General features: G+C 54.6%; 30 protein-coding genes, 4 tRNA genes and 1 rRNA gene. All 35 read right to left on the reverse strand.

Annotation, left to right across the window (positions count from 1 at the left end; translation table 11 throughout):
* Positions 1-7: 7 nt before the first annotated feature.
* Positions 8-313 (reverse strand): 30S ribosomal protein S14, encoded by a 306-nt coding sequence (gene rpsN, locus CPH89_RS06885; RefSeq protein ID WP_003176414.1) that lies wholly within the window; start codon positions 311-313, stop codon positions 8-10.
* 13 nt (positions 314-326) lie between these two features.
* Positions 327-866, reverse strand: a complete 540-nt coding sequence (rplE, locus tag CPH89_RS06890; RefSeq protein ID WP_003176415.1) for a 50S ribosomal protein L5 — start codon at positions 864-866, stop codon at positions 327-329.
* Positions 867-886: 20 nt separating this feature from the next.
* A complete protein-coding gene (gene rplX / locus CPH89_RS06895) occupies positions 887-1,201 on the reverse strand; it encodes a 50S ribosomal protein L24 (RefSeq protein ID WP_003176416.1) in 315 nt (104 codons plus the stop codon).
* A gap of 11 nt (positions 1,202-1,212) precedes the next feature.
* Positions 1,213-1,581 carry a 50S ribosomal protein L14 gene (gene rplN / locus CPH89_RS06900; RefSeq protein ID WP_002555479.1) on the reverse strand — a complete coding sequence of 123 codons (369 nt, stop codon included), beginning with the start codon at positions 1,579-1,581 and terminating at the stop codon, positions 1,213-1,215.
* Positions 1,582-1,604: 23 nt separating this feature from the next.
* Positions 1,605-1,871: a 30S ribosomal protein S17 gene (gene rpsQ, locus CPH89_RS06905; protein WP_003176419.1), complete on the reverse strand. Its 267-nt coding sequence runs from the start codon at positions 1,869-1,871 to the stop codon at positions 1,605-1,607.
* A 2-nt stretch (positions 1,872-1,873) separates the two neighbouring features.
* A complete protein-coding gene (rpmC, locus tag CPH89_RS06910; protein WP_002555481.1) occupies positions 1,874-2,065 on the reverse strand; it encodes a 50S ribosomal protein L29 in 192 nt (63 codons plus the stop codon).
* Positions 2,065-2,478 carry a 50S ribosomal protein L16 gene (rplP, locus tag CPH89_RS06915; RefSeq protein ID WP_003232424.1) on the reverse strand — a complete coding sequence of 138 codons (414 nt, stop codon included), beginning with the start codon at positions 2,476-2,478 and terminating at the stop codon, positions 2,065-2,067. The genes rpmC and rplP overlap by 1 nt, the downstream gene beginning before the upstream one ends.
* Positions 2,479-2,490: 12 nt before the next feature.
* A complete protein-coding gene (gene rpsC, locus CPH89_RS06920) occupies positions 2,491-3,177 on the reverse strand; it encodes a 30S ribosomal protein S3 (RefSeq protein ID WP_003176422.1) in 687 nt (228 codons plus the stop codon).
* Between the two features lie 13 nt (positions 3,178-3,190).
* Positions 3,191-3,523 carry a 50S ribosomal protein L22 gene (rplV, locus tag CPH89_RS06925; protein WP_003103908.1) on the reverse strand — a complete coding sequence of 111 codons (333 nt, stop codon included), beginning with the start codon at positions 3,521-3,523 and terminating at the stop codon, positions 3,191-3,193.
* Between the two features lie 11 nt (positions 3,524-3,534).
* Complete coding sequence (gene rpsS / locus CPH89_RS06930) at positions 3,535-3,810, reverse strand: 30S ribosomal protein S19 (protein ID WP_053258273.1); 276 nt, start codon at positions 3,808-3,810, stop codon at positions 3,535-3,537.
* 16 nt (positions 3,811-3,826) lie between these two features.
* Positions 3,827-4,651 carry a 50S ribosomal protein L2 gene (rplB, locus tag CPH89_RS06935; protein WP_003210080.1) on the reverse strand — a complete coding sequence of 275 codons (825 nt, stop codon included), beginning with the start codon at positions 4,649-4,651 and terminating at the stop codon, positions 3,827-3,829.
* Positions 4,652-4,665: 14 nt separating this feature from the next.
* On the reverse strand, positions 4,666-4,965 hold the full coding sequence (gene rplW / locus CPH89_RS06940; RefSeq protein ID WP_002555488.1) for a 50S ribosomal protein L23: 300 nt from the start codon (positions 4,963-4,965) through the stop codon (positions 4,666-4,668).
* Entirely contained in the window at positions 4,962-5,564 is a 603-nt protein-coding gene (gene rplD / locus CPH89_RS06945; protein WP_017135963.1) for a 50S ribosomal protein L4, read from the reverse strand. Before rplD ends, rplW begins: the two co-directional genes overlap by 4 nt.
* Positions 5,565-5,576: 12 nt before the next feature.
* Positions 5,577-6,212: a 50S ribosomal protein L3 gene (rplC, locus tag CPH89_RS06950; protein WP_003194649.1), complete on the reverse strand. Its 636-nt coding sequence runs from the start codon at positions 6,210-6,212 to the stop codon at positions 5,577-5,579.
* A gap of 81 nt (positions 6,213-6,293) precedes the next feature.
* Entirely contained in the window at positions 6,294-6,605 is a 312-nt protein-coding gene (rpsJ, locus tag CPH89_RS06955) for a 30S ribosomal protein S10 (RefSeq protein WP_003186070.1), read from the reverse strand.
* Between the two features lie 159 nt (positions 6,606-6,764).
* The gene (gene tuf, locus CPH89_RS06960; protein WP_003176426.1) at positions 6,765-7,958 is read right to left on the reverse strand and encodes an elongation factor Tu; all 1,194 of its coding nucleotides are present in this window, start codon (positions 7,956-7,958) and stop codon (positions 6,765-6,767) included.
* 30 nt (positions 7,959-7,988) lie between these two features.
* Positions 7,989-10,094 carry an elongation factor G gene (gene fusA / locus CPH89_RS06965; RefSeq protein WP_010206921.1) on the reverse strand — a complete coding sequence of 702 codons (2,106 nt, stop codon included), beginning with the start codon at positions 10,092-10,094 and terminating at the stop codon, positions 7,989-7,991.
* A 30-nt stretch (positions 10,095-10,124) separates the two neighbouring features.
* Positions 10,125-10,595, reverse strand: a complete 471-nt coding sequence (rpsG, locus tag CPH89_RS06970) for a 30S ribosomal protein S7 (RefSeq protein ID WP_002555493.1) — start codon at positions 10,593-10,595, stop codon at positions 10,125-10,127.
* 118 nt (positions 10,596-10,713) lie between these two features.
* Entirely contained in the window at positions 10,714-11,085 is a 372-nt protein-coding gene (rpsL, locus tag CPH89_RS06975; RefSeq protein ID WP_002555494.1) for a 30S ribosomal protein S12, read from the reverse strand.
* A 217-nt stretch (positions 11,086-11,302) separates the two neighbouring features.
* Complete coding sequence (rpoC, locus tag CPH89_RS06980) at positions 11,303-15,502, reverse strand: DNA-directed RNA polymerase subunit beta' (protein ID WP_053258274.1); 4,200 nt, start codon at positions 15,500-15,502, stop codon at positions 11,303-11,305.
* A gap of 64 nt (positions 15,503-15,566) precedes the next feature.
* Entirely contained in the window at positions 15,567-19,640 is a 4,074-nt protein-coding gene (rpoB, locus tag CPH89_RS06985) for a DNA-directed RNA polymerase subunit beta (RefSeq protein WP_053258275.1), read from the reverse strand.
* A 220-nt stretch (positions 19,641-19,860) separates the two neighbouring features.
* On the reverse strand, positions 19,861-20,226 hold the full coding sequence (gene rplL, locus CPH89_RS06990; RefSeq protein WP_010566858.1) for a 50S ribosomal protein L7/L12: 366 nt from the start codon (positions 20,224-20,226) through the stop codon (positions 19,861-19,863).
* 78 nt (positions 20,227-20,304) lie between these two features.
* The gene (gene rplJ / locus CPH89_RS06995) at positions 20,305-20,805 is read right to left on the reverse strand and encodes a 50S ribosomal protein L10 (RefSeq protein WP_010174464.1); all 501 of its coding nucleotides are present in this window, start codon (positions 20,803-20,805) and stop codon (positions 20,305-20,307) included.
* 199 nt (positions 20,806-21,004) lie between these two features.
* The gene (gene rplA / locus CPH89_RS07000; RefSeq protein WP_003232403.1) at positions 21,005-21,700 is read right to left on the reverse strand and encodes a 50S ribosomal protein L1; all 696 of its coding nucleotides are present in this window, start codon (positions 21,698-21,700) and stop codon (positions 21,005-21,007) included.
* Entirely contained in the window at positions 21,700-22,131 is a 432-nt protein-coding gene (gene rplK / locus CPH89_RS07005) for a 50S ribosomal protein L11 (RefSeq protein ID WP_003176435.1), read from the reverse strand. The genes rplA and rplK overlap by 1 nt, the downstream gene beginning before the upstream one ends.
* Before the next feature lie 117 nt (positions 22,132-22,248).
* Positions 22,249-22,782 carry a transcription termination/antitermination protein NusG gene (gene nusG, locus CPH89_RS07010; RefSeq protein WP_003176436.1) on the reverse strand — a complete coding sequence of 178 codons (534 nt, stop codon included), beginning with the start codon at positions 22,780-22,782 and terminating at the stop codon, positions 22,249-22,251.
* 9 nt (positions 22,783-22,791) lie between these two features.
* Positions 22,792-23,160, reverse strand: coding sequence for a preprotein translocase subunit SecE (gene secE / locus CPH89_RS07015; protein ID WP_003194658.1), 369 nt, complete (start codon positions 23,158-23,160; stop codon positions 22,792-22,794).
* Positions 23,161-23,205: 45 nt separating this feature from the next.
* A tRNA-Trp gene (locus tag CPH89_RS07020) sits at positions 23,206-23,281 on the reverse strand.
* A 161-nt stretch (positions 23,282-23,442) separates the two neighbouring features.
* A tRNA-Thr gene (locus CPH89_RS07025) sits at positions 23,443-23,518 on the reverse strand.
* Positions 23,519-23,544: 26 nt separating this feature from the next.
* Positions 23,545-23,618 (reverse strand) — tRNA-Gly (locus tag CPH89_RS07030).
* A gap of 24 nt (positions 23,619-23,642) precedes the next feature.
* Positions 23,643-23,727, reverse strand: a tRNA-Tyr gene (locus CPH89_RS07035).
* Between the two features lie 142 nt (positions 23,728-23,869).
* Positions 23,870-24,316 (reverse strand): hypothetical protein, encoded by a 447-nt coding sequence (locus CPH89_RS07040; RefSeq protein ID WP_053258276.1) that lies wholly within the window; start codon positions 24,314-24,316, stop codon positions 23,870-23,872.
* 7 nt (positions 24,317-24,323) lie between these two features.
* Positions 24,324-25,073 (reverse strand): pantothenate kinase, encoded by a 750-nt coding sequence (locus CPH89_RS07045; RefSeq protein WP_053258277.1) that lies wholly within the window; start codon positions 25,071-25,073, stop codon positions 24,324-24,326.
* Positions 25,063-26,022, reverse strand: coding sequence for a bifunctional biotin--[acetyl-CoA-carboxylase] ligase/biotin operon repressor BirA (gene birA / locus CPH89_RS07050; RefSeq protein ID WP_053258278.1), 960 nt, complete (start codon positions 26,020-26,022; stop codon positions 25,063-25,065). Before birA ends, CPH89_RS07045 begins: the two co-directional genes overlap by 11 nt.
* Before the next feature lie 168 nt (positions 26,023-26,190).
* Positions 26,191-26,306, reverse strand: a 5S ribosomal RNA gene (rrf, locus tag CPH89_RS07055).
* Positions 26,307-26,399 lie beyond the last annotated feature (93 nt).

The raw sequence follows: 26,399 nt of genomic DNA on the forward strand, positions 1-26,399 counted from the left end.
AAAGTACTTACCAGCTGGCTTTAACCAGACCTGGTACGTCACCACGCATTGCCGCTTCACGCAGTTTGTTACGGCCGAGGCCGAACTTGCGGTAAACGCCGTGTGGACGACCGGTCAGGCGGCAGCGGTTACGCATGCGCGAAGCGCTTGCGTCACGTGGCTGCTTCTGCAGAGCAACTGTCGCTTCCCAACGTGCTTCTGGACTTGCGTTCAGATCAACGATGATTGCTTTCAGTGCTGCACGCTTCTTGGCGTACTTGGCAACCGTGAGCTGACGCTTCAGCTCGCGGTTTTTCATGCTCATCTTGGCCATGGTCCTACTCCAATCAGTTGCGGAACGGGAATTTGAAAGCACGCAACAGGGCGCGACCTTCATCATCGTTCTTGGCAGTGGTGGTCAGGGTGATGTCCAGACCGCGGAGAGCATCGATCTTGTCGTAGTCGATTTCCGGGAAGATGATCTGCTCTTTCACGCCCATGCTGTAGTTACCACGACCATCGAAGGACTTGGCATTCAGGCCGCGGAAGTCGCGAACCCGAGGCAGGGAGATCGACAGCAGACGATCCAGGAATTCATACATACGCTCACGGCGCAGAGTCACTTTGACGCCGATCGGCCAACCTTCACGGACTTTAAAGCCAGCGATGGATTTCCGAGCGTAAGTCACAACGACTTTTTGACCGGTGATCTTTTCCAGGTCAGCAACAGCGTGCTCGATGACTTTTTTGTCACCGACTGCTTCGCCCAGACCCATGTTCAGGGTGATTTTGGTAACGCGTGGAACTTCCATCACGTTCGAAAGCTTAAGTTCTTCCTTAAGCTTCGGTGCGATTTCTTTCCAGTAAATCTCTTTTAGTCGTGCCATGGTCTTCTACCTAGCAGTGTTCAAGCATCAACCGCTTTTTGGGTCGACTTGAAGACACGAATTTTCTTGCCGTCTTCTACTTTGAAACCAACGCGGTCAGCCTTGTTGGTTTCACCGTTGAAAATGGCGACGTTAGAAGCGTCCAGTGGAGCTTCTTTTTCGACGATACCGCCTTGTACGCCCGACATCGGGTTAGGCTTGGTATGACGCTTAACCAGGTTCAGACCACCGATAACCAGACGGTTATTAGCGAGAACCTTAAGCACCTTACCGCGCTTACCTTTGTCTTTGCCGGCGATCACGATGATCTCGTCGTCACGACGAATCTTTTGCATGTCGGATCTCCTTACAGCACTTCTGGGGCGAGCGAGACGATCTTCATGAACTTCTCAGTACGAAGTTCACGGGTCACTGGCCCAAAGATACGGGTGCCGATCGGCTCTTGCTTGTTGTTCAGAAGAACAGCAGCGTTGCCATCAAAGCGGATAATGGAGCCATCAGCACGACGTACGCCGTGACGAGTGCGGACTACAACAGCAGTCATCACTTGGCCTTTTTTCACTTTACCGCGAGGAATTGCTTCCTTCACGGTAACTTTGATGATGTCACCGATACCAGCGTAACGACGATGGGAGCCACCCAGCACCTTGATGCACATAACACGGCGAGCGCCGCTGTTATCGGCCACATCGAGCATGGATTGAGTCTGAATCATATAATTTCTCCGACCCCTAGTCCTTAGACTTCCACAGCGCGTTCGAGAACATCAACCAGTGCCCAAGACTTGGTCTTGGCCAGCGGACGAGTTTCACGAATAGTGACTTTGTCGCCGATGTGGCACTGATTGGTTTCGTCGTGCGCGTGCAGCTTAGTCGAACGCTTAACATATTTACCGTAGATCGGGTGCTTAACGCGACGCTCGATCAGTACGGTGATGGTTTTGTCCATCTTGTCGCTGACAACACGGCCAGTCAGCGTACGGACAGTCTTTTCGGCTTCAGCCATGATCACTTACCTGCCTGCTGGTTGAGCACAGTCTTCACGCGAGCGATGTCACGCTTAACTTGCGAGAGCAGATGAGACTGCCCCAACTGGCCAGTTGCTTTCTGCATACGCAGATTGAACTGGTCGCGCAGCAGGCCGAGCAGTTGCTCGTTCAGCTGCTGTGCGGATTTTTCACGAAGTTCATTCGCTTTCATCACATCACCGTCCGTTTAACAAAGGCGGTGGCGAGCGGCAGCTTTGCAGCAGCCAGGGCAAAAGCCTCACGCGCCAGCTCTTCAGTTACACCCTCGATTTCATACAGGACTTTGCCTGGCTGAATCTGGGCTACCCAGTATTCCACGTTACCCTTACCTTTACCCATCCGAACCTCGAGAGGTTTTTTGGAGATCGGCTTGTCCGGGAATACACGGATCCAGATCTTGCCGCCACGTTTTACGTGACGGGTCAGAGCACGACGCGCTGACTCGATCTGACGAGCGGTGAGACGACCACGAGCTACAGACTTCAGCGCGAACTCGCCGAAGCTGACTTTGCTACCGCGCTGAGCCAGACCACGGTTGTGGCCTGTCATCTGCTTGCGGAACTTCGTACGCTTTGGTTGCAACATTTGGCGTACCCCTTACTTAGCAGCTTTTTTACGAGGCGCTGGTGCTTGTGGTTTCAGTTCTTCTTGGCGACCACCAATTACTTCGCCTTTGAAGATCCAAACCTTTACACCGATCACACCGTAAGTGGTGTGAGCTTCGTAGTTGGCATAGTCGATGTCGGCACGCAGGGTGTGCAGTGGCACACGACCTTCGCGATACCATTCAGTACGTGCGATTTCAGCACCGCCGAGACGACCGCTCACTTGGATTTTGATGCCTTTGGCACCAATGCGCATGGCGTTCTGTACGGCGCGCTTCATAGCGCGACGGAACATTACGCGACGCTCCAGCTGCTGAGCTACGCTCTGCGCAACCAGCATACCGTCGAGCTCCGGCTTACGGATCTCTTCGATATTGATGTGCACAGGCACACCCATTTGCTTGGTCAGGTCCTGACGCAGTTTCTCAACATCTTCACCTTTCTTCCCGATAACGATACCTGGACGAGCGGTGTGGATGGTGATACGTGCAGTTTGCGCCGGACGATGGATATCGATACGGCTTACGGACGCGCTTTTTAGTTTGTCTTGGAGATACTCACGCACCTTCAGATCAGCGAACAAATAGTCCGCATAAGTCCGACCGTCTGCGTACCAGACGGAGGTGTGCTCCTTGACGATTCCCAGGCGAATGCCAATGGGATGTACTTTCTGACCCATCTCTTCGACTCCGTTACTTGTCAGCAACCTTGACAGTGATATGGCAAGACCGCTTGACGATGCGATCAGCACGGCCTTTGGCACGTGGCATGATGCGCTTCAGCGAACGCCCTTCGTTGACGAAAACGGTGCTGACCTTCAGGTCATCAACGTCTGCGCCTTCGTTATGCTCGGCGTTGGCTACGGCCGACTCCAGCACTTTCTTCATGATCTCGGCGGCTTTCTTACTGCTGAAAGCCAACAGGTTGAGCGCTTCGCCCACCTTCTTCCCGCGGATCTGGTCGGCGACCAAGCGGGCTTTCTGGGCGGAGATTCGAGCGCCCGACAACTTAGCGGCTACTTCCATTTCCTAACCCCTTAACGCTTGGCTTTCTTGTCTGCCACGTGCCCACGATATGTGCGGGTAACGGCAAACTCGCCCAGTTTGTGGCCGACCATGTCTTCGTTAACGAGAACTGGGACGTGTTGACGACCGTTGTGTACTGCGATGGTCAAACCGACCATTTGTGGCAGGATCATAGAACGGCGCGACCAGGTCTTAACTGGTTTGCGATCGTTCTTTTCCGCCGCCACTTCGATCTTCTTCAGTAGGTGAAGATCAATAAAAGGACCTTTTTTCAGAGAACGTGGCACTGTCGTATCCCTCTATTTACTTGCGACGACGGACGATCATTTTGTCGGTACGCTTATTACCACGAGTCTTCGCGCCCTTAGTCGGGAAGCCCCATGGCGATACCGGATGACGACCACCAGAGGTACGACCTTCACCACCACCGTGTGGGTGGTCAACCGGGTTCATGGCAACACCACGAACGGTTGGGCGAACGCCACGCCAGCGTTTGGCACCAGCTTTACCCAGCGAACGCAGGCTGTGCTCGGAGTTCGAGACTTCACCCAGGGTCGCGCGGCATTCAGCCAGCACTTTACGCATCTCACCAGAACGCAGACGCAGGGTCACGTAGACACCTTCACGAGCGATCAGCTGAGCCGAAGCACCAGCGGAACGAGCGATTTGCGCGCCTTTACCTGGCTTCAATTCGATGCCGTGTACGGTGCTACCAACTGGAATGTTACGCAGTTGCAGAGCGTTGCCCGGCTTGATCGGTGCCAGAGCACCTGCGATCAGCTGGTCACCAGCACTCACGCCTTTAGGGGCGATGATGTAGCGACGCTCGCCATCTGCGTACAGCAGCAGAGCGATGTGAGCAGTACGGTTTGGATCGTATTCGATACGCTCGACAGTGGCAGCGATGCCATCTTTGTCGTTGCGACGGAAGTCGACCAGACGATAATGCTGCTTATGGCCACCACCGATGTGACGAGTGGTAATACGACCATTGTTGTTACGACCACCAGTCTTCGATTTCTTCTCGAGCAGCGGTGCGTGAGGAGCGCCTTTATGCAGCTCCTGGTTGACCACCTTGACCACAAAACGGCGGCCAGGGGAAGTCGGTTTGCATTTAACGATTGCCATGATGCACCCCTTCCTTACTCAGCACTGCTGCTGAAATCGAGATCTTGGCCTGGCTGAAGGGAGATAACTGCCTTCTTCCAGTCATTACGCTTGCCCAGACCGCGAGCAGTGCGCTTGCTCTTACCCAGAACATTCAGGGTAGTAACACGCTCAACTTTCACGCTGAACAGGCTTTCGACGGCCTTCTTGATTTCCAGCTTGGTTGCGTCAGTTGCAACCTTGAAAACGAACTGGCCTTTCTTGTCAGCCAGAACCGTAGCCTTTTCGGAAACGTGCGGGCCAAGCAGAACTTTAAATACGCGTTCCTGGTTCATCCCAGCAGCTCCTCGAATTTCTTCACGGCCGACACGGTGATCAACACCTTGTCGTATGCGATCAGACTAACTGGATCGGAACCTTGCACGTCACGTACATCAACGTGTGGCAGGTTGCGAGCAGCCAGGTACAGGTTCTGATCAACAGCTTCAGACACGATCAAAACATCGGTCAGGCTCATGTTGTTCAGTTTGCCCAGCAGATCTTTGGTTTTTGGACTTTCAACAGCGAAGTCCTGAACCACGACCAGGCGATCAGTACGCACGAGTTCAGCAAGGATGGAGCGCAGTGCTGCGCGATACATCTTCTTGTTGAGCTTCTGAGTGTGATCCTGTGGACGAGCTGCGAAAGTGGTACCGCCGCCACGCCAGATTGGGCTACGGATAGTACCGGCACGAGCACGGCCAGTACCTTTCTGACGCCAAGGGCGCTTACCGCCACCACGTACGTCGGAACGGGTCTTTTGCTGCTTGCTACCTTGACGGCCGCCGGCCATGTAGGCCACGACTGCTTGGTGAACCAGCGTCTCGTTGAACTCGCCGCCAAACGTCAGTTCGGAAACTTCGATCGCTTGAGCGTCATTTACATTTAATTGCATGTCAGCTTCCCCTTAACCGCGAGCCTTGGCCGCTGGACGTACAACCAGGTTGCCGCCAGTAGCGCCAGGAACAGCACCCTTGACCAACAACAGATTGCGTTCAGCGTCGACGCGCACTACTTCGAGGGACTGCACGGTCACGCGCTCAGCGCCCATATGACCGGACATTTTTTTGCCCTTGAATACACGACCAGGAGTCTGGCACTGGCCAATAGAGCCCGGGACGCGGTGGGAAACGGAGTTACCGTGAGTGTTGTCTTGGCCACGGAAATTCCAACGCTTGATCGTACCCTGGAAGCCTTTACCTTTGGACTGACCGGTTACATCAACCAGTTGACCAGCAGCGAAGATTTCAGCGTTGATCAGATCGCCAGCCTGGTAGTCGCCATCTTCAAGACGGAACTCCATAACAGTGCGACCAGCTGCAACGTTTGCTTTAGCGAAGTGACCTGCTTGAGCAGCAGTCACGCGCGAAGCACGACGCTCGCCGACAGTGACTTGCACTGCACGATAGCCATCGGTCTCTTCAGTTTTGAACTGGGTGACGCGATTCGGTTCGATCTCAATGACCGTGACCGGAATGGAGACACCTTCTTCGGTGAAAATACGGGTCATACCGCATTTACGACCGACTACACCAATAGTCATGTTGTAAACCTCATGAGTGTACGGGGCTTTCACCCGCTATGGCCGCCCATTTCAGAGCGTTACACGACTAAGACCCAAGTCTTAGCCGAGGCTGATCTGTACTTCCACACCGGCCGCCAGATCAAGCTTCATAAGTGCATCAACGGTTTTATCCGTTGGCTGGACGATGTCCAGTACGCGCTTATGAGTACGGATCTCGTACTGGTCACGCGCGTCTTTGTTGACGTGCGGGGAGACCAGAACGGTGAACCGCTCTTTACGGGTAGGCAGTGGAATTGGACCACGCACTTGTGCACCAGTACGTTTCGCGGTTTCCACGATTTCCTGGGTGGATTGGTCGATCAGGCGATGGTCAAAAGCCTTCAACCTGATACGGATTTGCTGATTTTGCATTGGATTTCAGACTCCGGCTGCTATTCCCAGCGAGCGCAATACGCCCGTTAAAAGGAGGCGCAATTCTATAGACGGCCCAGATAGGTGTCAACCCAATAAAAAAGGCCCCCGCTGAGCGGGGGCCTTTTCAAAACATCAAGGCAATCTCAAAAGAGATAATTACTCGATGATTTTAGCTACAACGCCAGCACCAACGGTACGGCCGCCTTCGCGAATAGCGAAACGCAGACCGTCTTCCATTGCGATGGTTTTGATCAGGGTAACAACCATTTTGATGTTGTCGCCTGGCATAACCATTTCAACGCCTTCCGGCAGCTCGCAGTTACCAGTCACGTCAGTAGTACGGAAGTAGAACTGTGGACGGTAGCCTTTGAAGAACGGAGTGTGACGACCGCCTTCTTCTTTGCTCAGTACGTAGACTTCAGCTTCGAACTTGGTGTGCGGCTTAACCGAACCTGGCTTAACCAGAACCTGGCCACGCTCAACGTCGTCACGCTTGGTACCACGCAGCAGAACGCCGCAGTTCTCGCCAGCACGACCTTCGTCGAGCAGCTTACGGAACATTTCAACACCGGTGCAGGTGGTGACGGTAGTGTCACGCAGACCAACGATTTCCAGTGGATCTTGAACCTTAACGATACCGCGCTCGATACGACCAGTCACAACAGTACCGCGACCGGAGATCGAGAACACGTCTTCGATTGGCATCAGGAACGGCTTGTCGATAACACGAACTGGATCTGGGATGTAGCTGTCCAGAGTTTCAACCAGTTTACGAACGGACGTGGTGCCCATTTCGTTGTCGTCTTTGCCTTCCAGAGCCATACGAGCAGAACCGATGATGATCGGAGTGTCGTCGCCTGGGAAGTCGTAAGTGCTCAGCAGATCGCGCACTTCCATCTCAACCAGTTCCAGCAGCTCAGCGTCGTCTACCAGGTCAGCCTTGTTCAGGTAAACCACGATGTACGGAACGCCAACCTGACGGGACAGCAGGATGTGTTCACGGGTTTGTGGCATCGGACCATCAGCGGCCGAGCAAACCAGGATTGCGCCGTCCATCTGGGCAGCACCGGTGATCATGTTCTTCACATAGTCAGCGTGACCTGGGCAGTCAACGTGAGCGTAGTGACGGATCAGCGAGTTGTATTCAACGTGCGCGGTGTTGATGGTGATACCACGAGCTTTTTCTTCTGGTGCGCTGTCGATTTTATCGAAATCAACGATTGCCGAACCGAATACTTCGGAGCAAACGCGAGTCAGAGCAGCAGTCAGAGTGGTTTTACCGTGGTCAACGTGACCGATGGTGCCAACGTTGACGTGCGGTAGGGAACGATCAAATTTTTCTTTAGCCACGACAATTAACTCCTTGCCTAAAGGACTGAATCAGCCTTGTTTTTTGGATACAGTTTCAGCGATGTGCGCCGGAGCTGTGTTGTATTTTTTGAATTCCATAGAGTAGCTTGCGCGACCCTGAGACATGGAGCGAACGTCGGTCGCATAACCGAACATCTCACCCAACGGAACCTCGGCGCGAATCACTTTGCCGGAAACCGTGTCTTCCATGCCCAAGATCATGCCGCGACGACGGTTAAGGTCGCCCATGACATCACCCATATAGTCTTCAGGTGTAACAACTTCTACCGCCATGATTGGCTCAAGCAACTCACCACCGCCCTTTTGGGCCAGTTGCTTGGTTGCCATGGAAGCAGCCACCTTAAACGCCATCTCGTTGGAGTCGACGTCGTGGTAAGAACCGTCAAAAACGGTTGCTTTCAGGCCGATCAGCGGATAGCCGGCAACAACACCGTTCTTCATCTGCTCTTCGATACCCTTCTGGATAGCAGGGATGTATTCCTTAGGAACAACACCACCCACTACTTCGTTCACGAATTGCAGACCTTCCTGACCTTCGTCAGCAGGAGCAAAACGGATCCAGCAGTGACCGAACTGACCACGACCGCCGGACTGACGAACGAACTTGCCTTCGATTTCACAGTTCTTCGTGATGCGCTCACGATAGGAAACCTGAGGCTTACCGATGTTGGCTTCGACGTTGAACTCACGGCGCATCCGGTCAACCAGGATGTCCAGGTGCAGCTCGCCCATGCCAGAGATGATCGTTTGACCAGTCTCTTCATCAGTCTTAACGCGGAAAGATGGATCTTCCTGAGCAAGTTTGCCCAGAGCGATACCCATTTTTTCCTGGTCATCCTTGGTCTTAGGCTCTACGGCAACCGAAATAACCGGCTCCGGGAAGTCCATGCGAACCAGGATGATTGGCTTAGCAGCGTCGCACAAAGTCTCACCAGTGGTGACGTCCTTCATGCCGATCAGGGCCGCGATGTCACCAGCGCGTACTTCCTTGATCTCTTCACGGGCGTTTGCGTGCATTTGCACCATACGACCCACGCGCTCTTTCTTACCTTTAACCGAGTTGATCACGCCGTCGCCGGATGCCAACACGCCCGAGTAAACGCGGACGAAAGTCAAGGTACCCACGAATGGGTCGGTAGCGATCTTGAACGCCAGGGCCGAGAACGGCTCGCTGTCGTCTGCATGACGCTCCATTTCCTCTTCCTCGTTATCAGGGTTGGTACCCTTGATAGCAGGAATGTCGGTTGGAGCAGGCAGGTAGTCGATCACAGCATCGAGAACCAGGGGAACACCCTTGTTCTTGAACGAGGAACCGCAAACAGCCAAGACGATCTCACCAGCGATAGTACGCTGACGCAGAGCGGCCTTGATTTCCACGTTGGTGAGTTCTTCACCTTCGAGGTACTTGTTCATCAGCTCTTCGCTGGCTTCGGCAGCAGCCTCAACCATGTTGTTGCGCCATTCGTCAGCCAGTTCCTGCAGTTCAGCAGGGATAGGCTTACGAACAGGAACCATACCTTTGTCGGAATCATTCCAGTAGACCGCTTCCATGTTGATCAGATCGATCTGACCCTGGAAGTTGTCTTCGGAACCGATAGCCAATTGGATTGGCACCGGAGTGTGACCCAGACGCTGCTTGATCTGACCGATCACGCGCAGGAAGTTGGCACCAGCACGGTCCATCTTGTTTACGTAAACAAGACGTGGAACGCCGTATTTGTTGGCTTGACGCCATACGGTTTCCGACTGAGGCTCAACACCCGAAGTACCGCAGAACACAACGACAGCGCCGTCGAGTACGCGCAGGGAACGTTCAACTTCAATGGTGAAGTCTACGTGGCCCGGGGTATCGATTACGTTGAAGCGATGCTCGTCTTTGTACTGCTTCTCGGAACCTTTCCAGAAGGCGGTAATAGCAGCAGAAGTAATGGTAATACCACGCTCCTGCTCCTGAACCATCCAGTCTGTGGTCGCGGCGCCATCATGCACCTCGCCCATTTTGTGACTTTTGCCGGTGTAAAACAGTACGCGCTCGGTGGTGGTGGTTTTACCAGCATCCACGTGAGCAACGATACCGATGTTACGGTAGCGGCTAATCGGAGTAGTACGAGCCATAAAGCCCTCGCAAAATTAGTGAAGCTAAGATTAGAAGCGGTAGTGCGAGAAAGCTTTGTTAGCTTCAGCCATACGGTGCACGTCTTCACGCTTCTTAACAGCAGCACCTTTACCTTCAGCAGCGTCCAACAGTTCGCCAGCCAAACGCAGAGCCATAGACTTCTCGCCACGCTTACGGGCGAAGTCTACCAACCAGCGCATTGCCAGGGCGTTACGACGGGACGGACGAACTTCAACCGGAACCTGGTAAGTAGCACCGCCTACACGGCGCGACTTCACTTCGACCAGCGGAGCGATGGCGTCGAGAGCTTTCTCGAAGATTTCCAGGGGGTCGCTGTTCTTGCGTTCTTTAACCTTTTCCAGCGCGCCATAAACGATACGCTCGGCAACGGCTTTTTTGCCGCTTTCCATCACGTGGTTCATGAACTTGGCCAGAATTTGGCTTCCGTATTTTGGATCGTCAAGCACTTCGCGCTTGGCTGCTACGCGTCTTCTTGGCATGGATAAGCCCTCAAACGGTCTTCAGGTTCGCTCGGAATCAGTGCCCTTTCGGGACGCCTCCGACCTTACTCTTATCGACTCAGAAAATAAGATGATTCAGTTTTACAAAAAGCCGCTACTACTTAGGCTTCTTGGTACCGTACTTCGAACGACCCTGGTTACGACCTTTAACGCCGGAAGTATCCAAGGAGCCGCGTACGGTGTGGTAACGAACACCTGGCAAGTCTTTTACACGACCGCCGCGGATCAGTACCACGCTGTGCTCTTGCAGGTTGTGGCCTTCACCGCCGATGTACGAGGAAACCTCGAAACCGTTGGTCAGACGCACACGGCATACTTTACGCAGTGCCGAGTTAGGTTTTTTCGGCGTAGTGGTATACACGCGAGTGCATACGCCACGACGTTGCGGGCAGTTCTGCAGCGCAGGCACGTCGGATTTCTCGACGATACGCTTACGCGGCTGACGTACCAGCTGGTTGATAGTTGCCATCTACTAGCTCCACTGTTGTCTTGCGACGCTATTGTCTTGCAAGAAAAGCAAAATGGCAGGAACGAATTCCCGCCAAATTTAGGGGTACAAGAGTCTAAAGAGGATCTTGCCCCCAGTCAAGGCAAGGCCCCGACCTCCCCTCTCATCGAACCGGGGCAAATTTGCCTCGATCCGACGAATGGGGGCTGCCAGGGCCCAGACTTATTTATCGCAGAACTCAGTTACCGCTTGAGTTCAGCGCTTCGGTCAGTGCAGCTTCCACTTCACTGGCGCTTACGCGCAGCGGCTTGTCAGCATCACGGCGGCGCTTGCGCTCGCTGTGGTAAGCCAAACCGGTACCAGCCGGGATCAGACGACCCACGACCACGTTTTCTTTCAGGCCGCGCAGGTAATCGCGCTTGCCGGTTACCGCTGCTTCGGTCAGTACGCGAGTGGTCTCCTGGAAGGAGGCCGCCGAGATGAACGACTCAGTGGACAACGACGCCTTGGTGATACCCAGCAACACACGAGTGAACTTGGAGACAAATTTGTCATCCGCGCTCAGACGTTCGTTTTCTACCAGTACGTGAGTCAGTTCCATCTGGTCGCCCTTGATGAAACTGGAATCGCCGGATTCAGCGATTTCAACTTTACGCAGCATCTGACGCAGGATGGTCTCGATGTGCTTATCGTTGATCTTCACGCCTTGCAGACGGTAAACGTCCTGGATCTCGTTAACGATGTACTTGGCCAGCGCACTCACACCCAGCAGACGCAGGATGTCGTGTGGATCGCTCGGACCGTCAGAGATAACTTCGCCGCGATTTACCTGTTCGCCTTCGAAGACGTTCAGGTGGCGCCACTTCGGAATCAGCTCTTCGTACGGATCGCTACCGTCGTTCGGGGTAATGACCAGACGGCGCTTGCCTTTGGTTTCTTTACCGAACGCGATGGTGCCGCTGACTTCAGCCAGAATCGACGCTTCTTTCGGACGACGAGCTTCGAACAAGTCGGCAACACGCGGCAGACCACCGGTGATGTCGCGGGTCTTCGAAGTTTCTTGCGGGATACGAGCGATAACATCACCGATCGCGATCTTCGCACCATCCGCTACACCGACCAGGGCGTTGGCTGGCAGGAAGTACTGAGCGATTACGTCAGTGCCTGGCAGCAACAAGTCCTTGCCGTTGTCATCGACCATCTTAACGGCAGGACGGATGTCTTTACCGGCAGCTGGACGATCTTTCGCGTCGAGTACTTCAATGTTGGTCATACCGGTCAATTCGTCAGTCTGACGCTTGATCGTGATGCCTTCTTCCATGCCCACGTAGGTCACGGTACCTTTCATTTCAGTAACGATTGGGTGAGTGTGCGGATCCCACTTGGCCACGATTGCGCCAGCGTCGACCTTGTCACCCTCTTTAACCGAAATCACAGCACCGTACGGCAGCTTGTAACGCTCACGCTCACGACCGTAGTCGTCAGCGATTGCCAGCTCACCGGAACGGGACACAGCAACCAGGCAACCATCCACTCGCTCAACGTGCTTCAGGTTGTGCAGACGGACGGTACCGCCATTCTTCACCTGAACGCTGTCAGCTGCGGAGGTCCGGCTTGCCGCACCACCAATGTGGAACGTACGCATGGTCAGCTGGGTACCCGGCTCACCGATGGACTGGGCAGCGATAACGCCAACCGCTTCACCGATGTTCACCTGGTGACCACGAGCCAAGTCACGGCCGTAGCACTTGGCGCAAATGCCATAGCGGGTTTCGCAGCTGATCGGCGAGCGAACAATCACTTCGTCGATGCTGTTGAGTTCGATGAACTCGACCCACTTCTCGTCTACCAGCGTGCCGGCAGGAACGATAATTTCCTCAGTGCCTGGTTTGAATACGTCGCGGGCGATTACTCGACCCAGTACGCGCTCACCCAGTGGCTCTACAACGTCGCCGCCTTCGATGTGAGGAGTCATCAGCAGACCGTGTTCGGTGCCGCAGTCGACTTCAGTCACAACCAAGTCTTGCGCAACGTCTACCAGACGACGAGTCAGGTAACCGGAGTTAGCGGTTTTCAACGCGGTATCCGCAAGACCCTTACGAGCACCGTGAGTGGAGATGAAGTACTGAAGTACGCTCAAACCTTCACGGAAGTTCGCAGTAATCGGCGTTTCGATGATGGAACCGTCCGGCTTGGCCATCAGGCCACGCATACCGGCGAGCTGACGGATCTGCGCAGCAGAACCCCGTGCGCCCGAGTCGGCCATCATGTACATCGAGTTGAACGACTCTTGATCGACTTCTACGCCGTGACGGTCGATAACCTTCTCTTTCGAGAGGTTAGCCATCATCGCCTTCGACACTTCGTCGTTGGCCTTGGACCAAAGGTCGATCACTTTGTTGTACTTCTCGCCCTGGGTTACCAGGCCGGAGGCGTACTGGCTCTCGATTTCTTTCACTTCATCGGTAGCAGCACCGATGATCTGAGCTTTTTCATCCGGGATAACGAAGTCGTTAACACCGATGGAAACGCCAGAAATGGTCGAGTAAGCAAAACCGGTGTACATCAACTGGTCAGCGAAGATCACGGTCTCTTTCAAACCAACCACGCGGTAGCACTGGTTGATCAGCTTGGAGATCGCCTTTTTCTTCATCGGCAGGTTGACGACATCGTACGACAGACCTTTTGGCACAACTTGATACAGCAGCGCACGGCCGACAGTGGTGTCGACGATGCGGGTACCGGTCACGCTGCCGCCGTCACGGTCGTTGACGGTTTCGTTGATCCGCACTTTGACCTTGGCATGCAGTGCGGCTTCGCCGGCACGGAACACACGGTCAACTTCTTGCAGGTCAGCGAACACACGACCTTCGCCCTTGGCGTTGATCGCTTCACGAGTCATGTAGTACAGACCCAATACAACGTCCTGCGACGGAACGATGATTGGCTCACCGTTGGCTGGCGACAGAATGTTGTTGGTCGACATCATCAACGCACGCGCTTCCAACTGGGCTTCCAGTGTCAGCGGTACGTGCACGGCCATTTGGTCGCCGTCGAAGTCGGCGTTGTACGCAGCACAGACCAGAGGGTGCAGCTGGATAGCCTTACCTTCGATCAGTACCGGTTCAAACGCCTGGATGCCCAGACGGTGAAGGGTCGGTGCACGGTTGAGGAGAACCGGGTGTTCGCGAATCACTTCAGCGAGAACGTCCCAAACCTCTGGCAGTTCGCGCTCGACCATTTTCTTGGCCGCTTTGATGGTGGTCGCGAGACCGCGCATTTCCAGCTTGCCGAAGATGAACGGCTTGAACAGCTCAAGCGCCATTTTCTTAGGCAGACCGCACTGGTGCAGACGCAGGGTCGGGCCTACGGTAATTACCGAACGACCGGAGTAGTCAACACGCTTACCGAGCAAGTTCTGACGGAAACGACCTTGCTTACCCTTGATCATGTCAGCCAAGGATTTCAGAGGACGCTTGTTCGAACCGGTGATAGCGCGGCCACGACGACCGTTGTCGAGCAAGGCATCGACAGCTTCTTGCAACATACGCTTTTCGTTGCGCACGATGATGTCCGGAGCGGACAGATCGAGCAAACGCTTCAAGCGGTTGTTACGGTTGATCACGCGACGGTACAGGTCGTTGAGGTCGGAAGTCGCGAAGCGACCGCCATCCAACGGTACCAGCGGACGCAGATCTGGCGGCAGAACCGGCAGAACGGTCAGCACCATCCACTCTGGCAAGTTGCCGGAACCCTGGAAGGCCTCCATCAACTTCAGACGCTTGGACAGCTTCTTGATCTTGGTTTCGGAGTTGGTTTGCGGAATTTCTTCACGCAGACGGCCAATCTCGTGTTCCAGGTCGATAGCGTGCAGCAGTTCACGGACAGCTTCGGCACCCATGCGGGCATCGAAATCGTCGCCGAACTCTTCCAGCGCTTCGAAGTACTGCTCGTCGTTCAGCAGCTGACCTTTCTCAAGGGTGGTCATGCCTGGATCGATAACGACATAGCTCTCGAAGTAGAGAACGCGTTCGATATCACGCAGGGTCATGTCCATCAGCAAGCCGATACGGGACGGCAGCGATTTCAGGAACCAGATGTGGGCAACCGGCGAAGCCAGTTCGATGTGCGCCATGCGCTCACGACGAACTTTAGCCAGTGCAACTTCAACGCCGCACTTCTCGCAGATCACACCGCGGTGCTTCAAGCGCTTGTACTTACCGCACAGGCACTCGTAATCCTTAACCGGGCCAAAGATCTTGGCGCAGAACAGGCCGTCACGCTCAGGTTTGAACGTACGGTAGTTGATGGTTTCCGGCTTTTTAACTTCACCGAACGACCACGAACGGATCATCTCAGGCGATGCCAGTCCAATACGGATGGCGTCGAACTCTTCGACTTGACCCTGGTTTTTCAGCAAATTCAGTAGGTCTTTCAAGGCCTTTCCTCCTGGCGGAGCAGAGAGCGGGCTAAACAGCCCCGCTCTCGATTCGCGTCACGTGTTATTCGGTTTCCAGATCGATATCGATGCCGAGGGAACGAATTTCTTTGATCAACACGTTGAAGGACTCGGGCATGCCCGGCTCCATACGGTGATCGCCGTCCACGATGTTTTTGTACATCTTGGTCCGACCGTTCACATCGTCCGACTTCACTGTGAGCATTTCTTGCAGAGTGTAAGCAGCACCGTATGCTTCCAGTGCCCAGACCTCCATCTCCCCGAAACGCTGACCACCGAACTGAGCCTTACCACCCAGCGGCTGCTGGGTAACCAGGCTGTACGAACCGGTAGAACGAGCGTGCATCTTGTCGTCTACCAAGTGGTTCAGCTTCAGCATGTACATGTAGCCAACAGTAACCGGGCGCTCAAACTTGTTGCCGGTACGGCCGTCGAACAGCTGCATCTGGCCACTTTCCGGCAGGTCTGCCAGTTTCAGCATGGCCTTGATTTCGCTTTCCTTGGCACCGTCGAATACCGGGGTAGCCATTGGAACGCCGCCGCGCAGGTTCTTCGCCAGATCCAGGATTTCCTGGTCGGAGAAAGTGTCCAACTCTTCGTTGCGACCGCCGATCTCGTTGTAGATCTCGTGCAGGAACTTACGCAGGTCTGCGACCTTGCGCTGCTCTTCGATCATACGGTTGATCTTCTCGCCCAGACCTTTGGCCGCGAGGCCCAGGTGGGTTTCAAGGATCTGACCAACGTTCATACGCGAAGGTACGCCCAACGGGTTGAGGACGACGTCGACCGGGGTGCCATTGGCATCGTGCGGCATGTCTTCAACCGGCATGATCACGGAGACCACACCCTTGTTACCGTGACGACCGGCCATCTTGTCGCCCGGCTGAATGCGGCGACGGATTGCCAGGTAAACCTTGACGATTTTCAGCACGCCTGGAGCCAGGTCATCGCCCTGCTGCAGTTTGCGCTTCTTGTCTTCGAACTTGTCGTCCAGCAGACGGCGGCGATCAACGATATAGGCCTGGGCCTTCTCGAGCTGCTCGTTCAGAGCGTCTTCAGCCATGCGCAGTTTGAACCACTGGCCGTGCTCAAGACCGTCGAGGATTTCGTCGGTGATGTCCTGACCTTTCTTCAGACCTGCGCCGCCTTCAGCCTTGTGGCCTACCAGAGCGGAACGCAGACGTTCGAAGGTCGCGCCTTCAACGATACGGAACTCTTCGTTCAGGTCCTTGCGGATCTCGTCGAGTTGAGTCTTCTCGATGGACAGTGCACGAGCATCACGCTCAACGCCGTCACGGGTGAAGACCTGTACGTCGATGACAGTACCCTTGGTACCGGTAGGTACGCGCAGGGAAGTGTCTTTAACGTCGCTGGCTTTCTCACCGAAGATGGCACGCAACAGCTTCTCTTCCGGAGTCAGTTGGGTCTCGCCTTTCGGAGTGACCTTACCAACCAGGATGTCGCCTGCGCCAACTTCAGCACCTACGTAAACGATACCGGCTTCGTCCAGTTTGTTCAGTGCAGCTTCACCCACGTTCGGGATGTCTGCAGTGATTTCCTCTGGCCCAAGCTTGGTGTCACGCGCCACACAGGTCAGTTCCTGAATGTGGATCGTGGTGAAGCGGTCTTCTTGAACAACACGCTCGGACAGGCAGATGGAGTCTTCGAAGTTGAAGCCGTTCCATGCCATGAACGCGATGCGCATGTTCTGACCCAGTGCCAGCTCACCCATATCGGTGGACGGGCCGTCGGCCATGATGTCGCTACGCTGAACGCGATCACCCTTGCTCACCAGCGGGCGCTGGTTGATGCAGGTGTTCTGGTTCGAGCGGGTGTATTTGGTCAGGTTGTAGATGTCGACACCGGCTTCGCCAGTCTCAACTTCGTCATCGGCAACACGAACCACGATACGGCTGGCATCAACAGAGTCGATCACGCCGCCACGACGAGCCACGACGCAAACGCCGGAGTCACGGGCTACGTTACGCTCCATGCCGGTACCTACCAGCGGCTTGTCGGCACGCAGGGTGGGTACAGCTTGACGCTGCATGTTGGAACCCATCAACGCACGGTTGGCGTCATCGTGCTCCAGGAACGGGATCAGCGACGCTGCAACCGAAACTACCTGCTTCGGCGAAACGTCCATCAAGGTGACGTCTTCCGGCGCCTTAACGGTGAACTCGTTCAAGTGACGAACAGCTACCAGCTCGTCGATCAGGACTTTCTTGTCGTTCATCGTGGCCGAAGCCTGAGCGATCACGTGATCGGCTTCTTCGATGGCGGACAGGAACACGATCTCGTCGGTGACCAGTGCATCTTTCACTACACGGTACGGGCTCTCGAGGAAGCCGTACTGGTTAGTGCGTGCATAAGCGGCCAGGGAGTTGATCAGACCGATGTTCGGACCTTCCGGCGTTTCGATCGGGCAAACACGACCGTAGTGCGTTGGGTGTACGTCACGAACTTCAAAGCCTGCACGCTCACGGGTCAGACCGCCCGGGCCCAGTGCGGAAACACGGCGCTTGTGGGTGATCTCGGAGAGCGGGTTGTTCTGGTCCATGAACTGCGAGAGCTGGCTGGAACCGAAGAACTCTTTCACCGCCGCAGCCACTGGCTTGGCGTTGATCAGATCTTGCGGCATCAGGCCTTCGCTTTCAGCCATCGACAGACGCTCTTTGACCGCACGCTCAACACGTACCAGGCCAACGCGGAACTGGTTCTCGGCCATTTCGCCTACGCAGCGAACACGACGGTTACCCAAGTGGTCGATGTCATCGACGATGCCTTTACCGTTACGGATGTCGACCAAGGTCTTCAGTACCGCGACGATGTCTTCCTTGCACAGCACGCCCGAACCTTCGATCTCGGTACGACCGATACGACGGTTGAACTTCATCCGGCCGACCGCAGACAGGTCATAGCGCTCAGGGCTGAAGAACAGGTTGTTGAACAGGGTCTCGGCAGCGTCTTTGGTCGGTGGCTCACCAGGACGCATCATGCGATAGATCTCAACCAGCGCTTCCAATTGGTTGCTGGTGGAGTCGATCTTCAGCGTGTCGGAGATGAACGGACCGCAGTCGATGTCGTTGGTGTACAGGGTCTCGATGCGAACAACCTGGGCCTTGGCGATTTTTGCCAGGATCTCGGTGTTCAGCTCGGTGTTGCACTCAGCCAGGATTTCGCCTGTAGCCGGGTGAACGATGACCTTGGCAGTGGTGCGACCCAGGACGTAGTCCAGCGGCACATCCAGCGACTTGATACCGGCTTTTTCGATCTGGTTGATGTGGCGCGCGGTAATACGGCGGCCAGCTTCAACGATGACCTTGCCGTTTTCATCCTGGATATCCAGGACGGCAATTTCACCACGCAGACGCGAAGCAATCAGTTCCAGGCTGAGGGTTTCATCCTTCAGGCTGAATACGTTGGTGGTGTAGAAAGCATCAAGCACTTGCTCAGTGGTATAGCCGAGCGCGCGCAGCAGTACCGAGGCCGGCAGCTTACGACGACGGTCGATACGCACGAACACGCAGTCTTTCGGGTCGAACTCGAAGTCCAACCACGAGCCGCGGTACGGAATGATCCGCGCGGAGTACAGGAGCTTACCGGAGCTGTGCGTCTTGCCGCGGTCGTGGTCGAAGAACACGCCCGGGGAACGGTGCAGCTGGGAAACGATAACGCGCTCGGTACCGTTGATAACGAAGGTACCGTTTTCAGTCATCAATGGGATTTCGCCCATGTAGACTTCTTGCTCTTTGATGTCCTTGATCGCTTTGTTCGACGATTCTTTGTCGAAAATGATCAGACGGACTTTTACCCGCAAAGGTACGGCGTACGTAACACCGCGCAACACGCATTCTTTGACATCAAATGCCGGTTCGCCCAGGCGATAACCCACGTACTCCAGCGCAGCATTGCCGGAGTAGCTGATGATCGGGAAAACGGATTTGAAGGCCGCATGCAGGCCCACGTCGCGGAACTGATCTTTAGTCGCTCCCGCTTGCAAGAATTCACGATACGAATCCAGCTGGATAGCCAGAAGGTACGGGACATCCATGACGTCCGGCAACTTGCTAAAGTCCTTGCGGATACGTTTTTTCTCAGTATATGAGTAAGCCATCAGCGTTCCCCAGCTTGGTCACCTGCTTGTTTGGCCCCTCCCGACGGGAGCAGCCAGAAAATCTCGCAAACCCCATGGTTTGCACCACCGCATCGGGTGGCTACAGCGCGTTAATGGCGGCGACCGAGTCGACAGCCAAGAACGGAAAAAGGCCGGTGGCATGAGCCACCAGCCATCAGCCTTCAGCTTAACGCTTGGGCTGGAGACGCAAGGTCGATGCTTACTTCAGCTCGACTTTAGCGCCTGCTTCTTCCAGCACTGCTTTGGCTTTGTCAGCTGCGTCTTTCGACACTGCTTCCAGAACCTGGGCAGGAGCGCCGTCAACTACAGCCTTGGCTTCTTTCAGGCCCAGACCGGTCAGTTCACGAACTGCCTTGATCACGTTTACTTTCTTCTCGCCAGCTTCCAGCAGCATGACGTTGAATTCGGTTTGCTCTTCAGCAGCAACAGCAGCAACAGCTGGGCCAGCGGAAGCAGCAGCAGCGGAAACGCCGAATTTTTCTTCGAAAGCTTTGATCAGCTCAACAACCTGCAGAACCGACATTTCAGCTACGGCGTTGAGGATATCTTCTTGGGAGATAGACATTACTGTATTTCCTGAATTGGGGGACGGCCTACGCGGCCATCGAAATAAACAAAAATACGCGAAAGGAGATGCTCAGCCTTAGGCTGCGGCAGCTTCTTTTTGCTCGCGAACTGCAGCCAGAGTACGAGCCAACTTGCTGGTAGCGCCTTGAATCACGCTCATCAGCTGAGAAATAGCTTCGTTACGGGTCGGCAGTGTTGCCAGTACGTCGATTTGGTTAGCTGCGAGGAACTTGCCCTCGAACGCAGCTGCCTTGATCTCGAACTTATCCTGACTCTTGGCGAATTCTTTGAACAAACGGGCAGCAGCGCCTGGATGTTCTTTGGAGAACGCGATCAGAGTCGGGCCGGTGAACACGTCGTTGAGGACACTGTATTCAGTGTCAGCAACAGCGCGCTTGAGCAGGGTGTTACGTACTACACGTACGTATACGCCAGCTTCACGAGCCTCTTTACGGAGTCCGGTCATAGCGCCTACTGTCACACCACGGGCATCAGCCACGACAGCGGACAGAGCAGCTTTGGCAGCCTCGTTGACTTCAGCGACGATGGCCTTCTTGTCTTCGAGATTAATTGCCACGGGTTTAACTCCTGCTTGTTACCGTTTCATCTGGCCGAAGCCGGATGTCGTTTTGGTGTCTGATTCGGTAAGGAACCGGGAGCACCATCTGCGTAGGCTTGTGGTTTAAGACTTGCGCCGCCTACGGTCTTGGATAGCCCCCGCCAGGCAGGGACCCCAATTTTTTCAATTGTCGCGATCTCTCGCGACAACTTGTGTCTTATACGTCCAGCGAGCCTTGGTCGATGACCAGACCTGGGCCCATAGTGGTGCTCAGGGTAACGCGCTTGACGTAGATACCTTTCGAGGAAGCTGGCTTGATACGCTTCAGATCAGCGATCAGGGCTTCAACGTTTTCCTTCAGCTTGACGGCGTCGAAGCCGACTTTGCCAACGGAGGTGTGAATGATGCCGTTTTTGTCGGTGCGATAACGAACCTGACCAGCCTTGGCGTTTTTAACCGCGGTAGCTACGTCTGGCGTTACGGTGCCGACTTTAGGGTTAGGCATCAGACCACGTGGACCGAGGATCTGACCCAACTGACCTACAACGCGCATTGCATCCGGGGAAGCAATAACTACGTCATAGTTCAGGTCGCCGCCTTTCATTTCGGCAGCCAGGTCGTCCATACCAACGCGGTCGGCGCCGGCGGCCAGAGCAGCTTCAGCTGCTGGGCCTTGGGTGAAGACAGCAACACGTACAGTCTTGCCAGTACCGTGTGGCAGCACAGTAGCGCTACGAACGACCTGGTCGGATTTACGTGGGTCAACACCCAGGTTTACAGCAACGTCAACGGACTCGCTGAACTTGACAGTCGACAGCTCGGTCAGCAGGGCAGCAGCGTCTACAAAGTTGTAGGCCTTGCCTGCTTCGATTTTGCCAGCGATAGCCTTTTGGCGCTTGGTCAGCTTAGCCATTACACACCCTCCACGTTAAGGCCCATGCTACGAGCAGAACCGGCGATGGTACGCACGGCTGCATCCATATCAGCTGCAGTCAGATCCGCGTTTTTGGTTTTCGCGATTTCTTCCAGCTGAGCACGAGTTACGGTGCCAACCTTAACGGTGTTAGGACGAGCGGAACCGCTAGTCAGACCTGCAGCCTTCTTCAGCAAAACCGAAGCCGGGGTCGACTTGGTTTCGAAAGTGAAGCTACGGTCGCTGTATACAGTGATGATCACTGGAGTCGGCAGACCTGGCTCAAGACCCTGAGTACGGGCGTTGAAGGCCTTGCAGAATTCCATGATGTTCACGCCGTGCTGACCCAGAGCGGGGCCGACAGGTGGACTTGGGTTGGCCTGAGCGGCCTTCACTTGCAGCTTGATGTAAGCGGTAATCTTCTTGGCCATGAGGCACTCCAATTACGGGTTCAAACGCCTCGAAAGGCTCCCCGGTTACTTGCGCGTTTATCCCAGTGACGACAAAACCCCACAGCCTAAGGCTGCGGGGTTGGGATGCTTGCTCAGCTAGACCTTCTCGACCTGGCTGAACTCCAACTCTACCGGAGTAGAGCGACCGAAAATGAGCACTGCCACTTGGATCCGGCTCTTTTCGTAGTTAACTTCTTCGACGGTACCGTTGAAATCAGCAAACGGACCATCTGTGACACGAACAACCTCACCTGGCTCGAACAACGTCTTCGGCTTAGGCTTGTCGCTACCATCAGCAACACGACGCAGAATTGCTTCCGCCTCTTTGTCAGTGATAGGAGCAGGCTTATCGGCAGTACCGCCAATGAAGCCCATGACACGAGGGGTATCCTTGACTAAGTGCCAAGTACCTTCATTCATGTCCATCTGAACCAGCACGTAGCCAGGGAAGAACTTGCGTTCGCTCTTGCGCTTCTGACCATTCCGCATTTCAACCACTTCTTCAGTGGGAACCAGAATTTCGCCGAAGCCATCTTCCATGCCTGCCAGCTTTACGCGCTCCAGCAAAGAGCGCATAACATGCTTCTCGTAACCCGAGTAAGCATGCACAACGTACCAACGCTTAGCCACGGGACACCCTTAGCCAACAATCAAGGAAACAAGCCAGCCGAGCAGGGAATCAAGCCCCCACAACAGCAACGCCATAACCAGAACAACAGCCACAACGATCAACGTGGTCTGCGTGGTTTCTTGGCGAGTCGGCCAAACGACTTTACGGATTTCGGTGCGAGCTTCCTTTACCAGGACCGCGAAAGACTTGCCTTTGGCAGTCTGCAGGCCTACAAAGGCAGCTACAGCAGCAAGGGCCAGCAAAGCGAGGACACGGTACAGGATCGGCGAAGCAGAATAATACTGATTGCCGACAACGCCTACGACCACCAACGCGACTACGGCGAGCCACTTGACGAGATCGAAACGAGAGCTTTGAGCTTCAGCCTTAGGAGTCATCTATGAAGATCCTGTGAAAAGAAAGCCAGATACACCACGTGAATCTGGCAGGTCAGGAGGGAATCGAACCCCCAACCTACGGTTTTGGAGACCGTCGCTCTGCCAATTGAGCTACTGACCTAAAACAAAATCAGGCCGACCATTATGCAGGCCTGAAAAAGACATTACAACAACCAACCCCAACAGACTTGAAATCACCTGGCGACAAAACCAGATACAACACCATCAAGCCGAGGCAGCTGTTAAAACAAAGGCAGATATTTTCATATCTGCCTTGTTATATGGAGCTCTTGAGCGGATTTGAACCGCTGACCTCACCCTTACCAAGGGTGTGCTCTACCAACTGAGCTACAAGAGCAAAACACCGTGCACAACCTGCAAACTTGGAGCGGGTAGCGGGAATCGAACCCGCATCATCAGCTTGGAAGGCTGAGGTTCTACCACTAAACTATACCCGCGGAGCTTGCAGCTCACGCTAAAAATGGTGGAGGGGGAAGGATTCGAACCTTCGAAGTCGTAGACGTCAGATTTACAGTCTGATCCCTTTGGCCGCTCGGGAACCCCTCCTAAGCGAGCCGGCATTCTACATCACGCCGGCCTTCTGTCAAGCATTTTCTCATTAAAAATATGAGGTTAGCTGCGTTGACCTTCGCTTCACGCTGTAGACCGTAAAGGTCTTCACTGCGAAGCGGGCGCCATTCTATGCAAACTATTCGACAGTTGCAACGCCTTCGCACAACATTATTTTATGTTTTAACTCATTGAATTCCTTAGCAAGGTTTTCAAACGGCAGATCGTCAGCCAAGCGCCTGCTTTCCGGGGCTACGCGAAGCCAATAGCCGGAGGCCTCAGCCGTATTGAGCAACTGCACCTTGACCTTTATATCCAGGCTGGTGAGGCGCTGCTCCATTGACTGGGCCTGCCTCTGATCAGCAAAGCCACCTATGTATAAGCAGGTATTTTGTGCGTCAGGGGCTTTTGCTCGATCACGCCGAACCATAGGATCAGAAGACTCACTCAACAGGCGAATATCCTGCTGAGACCCCTTATAGAGACTCAGGGGCGTTACATCCTTAGCGCGCAACGGCGCTTCTTGTTGATGCCAAATGTAATAGAAGGCATTGAGAACGAGCAAAAGCAAAAACAGCCAACGCATAAATACCTCAGGACAAGGGGCACGCCATCGCCAGACCAACAAAAACCAGATCAGGAACCAGGCGAGCCTGCGGCACAGCATCCGAGACCAGGTCAGCATCCCCTCCGGTTAGAAAAACCGTAAAATTATCGCCCCAATAGCTCTGAGCCAACTCGAGCTGGGTCAATACAAACCCCCTGAGCATCAGCGTACAACCCCGCTCAACGGCCTCCACAGTCGTCCGGCCCGGCGAGAGACGCTCCACAGCTTGCTCGGCCGCCACGTCGTCGTAGCGAATCTTACGCGTGTGGGTTCGCAGCTGACTGCGCATAAGGGGCATCCCAGGACATATGAAGCCGCCGAGGTGCTCGCCGTCAGCAGCAATAAAGTCTGCAGTCGCCGCCGTACCGAAATCGAGCACCAGACAAGCGCCTGCCGCTAATTTGAACCCCCCCAGCATTGCCAACCAACGATCAAGCCCGAGGCGCTCATACTCTTCGTAGCCATTACGAACACCCGCCATTTCTCGCGCTGGAGCCGCACAGGACACTACGACACCAAAAGCCCCCTGCAACGCCTCAACTAGCTGCCCAGTTTCCTGCGAAGCACGAACACTCACCAAACGGCAGCGCGTCAGAGAAAGCTCGGGTATTGCTACCAGACTCTCAATCAATGCGAGATCCGAACCGACAATACCTTCGGCAGATACCCGGGCCATGTGCGAATCAAGTACACGCCATTTGATAAAGCTATTCCCACAGTCGAGCTCAAGAATCATCACGCAACCTCAGGCTTAACTCACCACCGCTGTATATTTTCTCAACACCATCGACATCCAAGCGCAACGCGCCTTGGTGGTCGATCCCTAGCACAACCCCATCAATTTGGTTAACGCCCGCAATCAGCGATACGGCCCGCCCCTGCCACAAATGATTGTGCTCCCACTCCTCCTGGAGCGCAGTAAAGCCGAAAGCTGCATGTCGCTGCAGATGACTTTGCAATTGAAGCCCCAGGCGTGCAACCAGGTAATTGCGATCGACAGTAGATCCTGTTTCCAGCTGTACTGACGTCCACTCCTGATCGACCTCTGCAGCCTTTTGCATGTTTACGTTGATACCTATACCAAGCACAACGTGGCAAATATCTGCGGGATCTCCCACCAACTCCAGCAAGATACCGGCAATTTTCTTGTGCCCAACCAGGACGTCATTTGGCCACTTCAAGGCCGCCCCCTGGACACCTAGTTCGCGAAGGCACCGCATGACCGCCAAGCCGACAACAAGACTAAGCCCCTCTAACTGTCGCAAGCCCCCGTCAATGCGCAAGACAAGGCTGTAATAGACATTCTGAGCAAACGGGCTAACCCACTTACGGCCTCGCCTACCCCTTCCTGCGGTTTGCTGCTCAGCAAGCACCAGAAATGGCGCGGTACGGCCAGCGTCGACAAGACGCAAAGCTTCGGCATTGGTGGAGTCAATGGAATCCGAGATGTAAACGGGCCACACCAAAGAAGCAGCATTCGCTTCAATTTCTTTAGCGCTCAGAAAAACCAACGGCGACGCAAGCTGATACCCCCTGCCACGGACTTTATGAATGGGCAGGTTCAATTCAGACTCAAGATGCTGGAGCTGCTTCCAAACAGCACTGCGACTGACGCCCAGGGCAGCCCCCAGCGCCTCTCCAGAGTGGAATCGGCCATCTTTCAGAAGTTCTAACAACGTCAGCATGCAAGTATCGCCTCACAATGAGGCACGCATGATAGCCATGCATAAGGCCATTGCATAGAAAGGACGGGATTAAGCACTGTAGGCGGCTGCAATAAGCCCCTTTGCACTTTTCGACCGCCCAAAACAAAACCCCTGTTCGCGTTAGCAAACAGGGGTTCTGGAATTTAATCTTGACGATGACCTACTCTCACATGGGGAAACCCCACACTACCATCGGCGATGCATCGTTTCACTACTGAGTTCGGGATGGGATCAGGTGGTTCCAATGCTCTATGGTCGTCAAGAAATTCGGGTACTGAGTCGTGACCAGTTGGCCTCGCTTCAGCAAATTGGGTATGTGATAGCTTTCGGTGTTTTGTGAAATTCGAACTTTCGGT

The organism is Pseudomonas fluorescens (assembly GCF_900215245.1).
In the GTDB taxonomy this organism is placed as follows: Bacteria; Pseudomonadota; Gammaproteobacteria; order Pseudomonadales; family Pseudomonadaceae; genus Aquipseudomonas; species Aquipseudomonas fluorescens.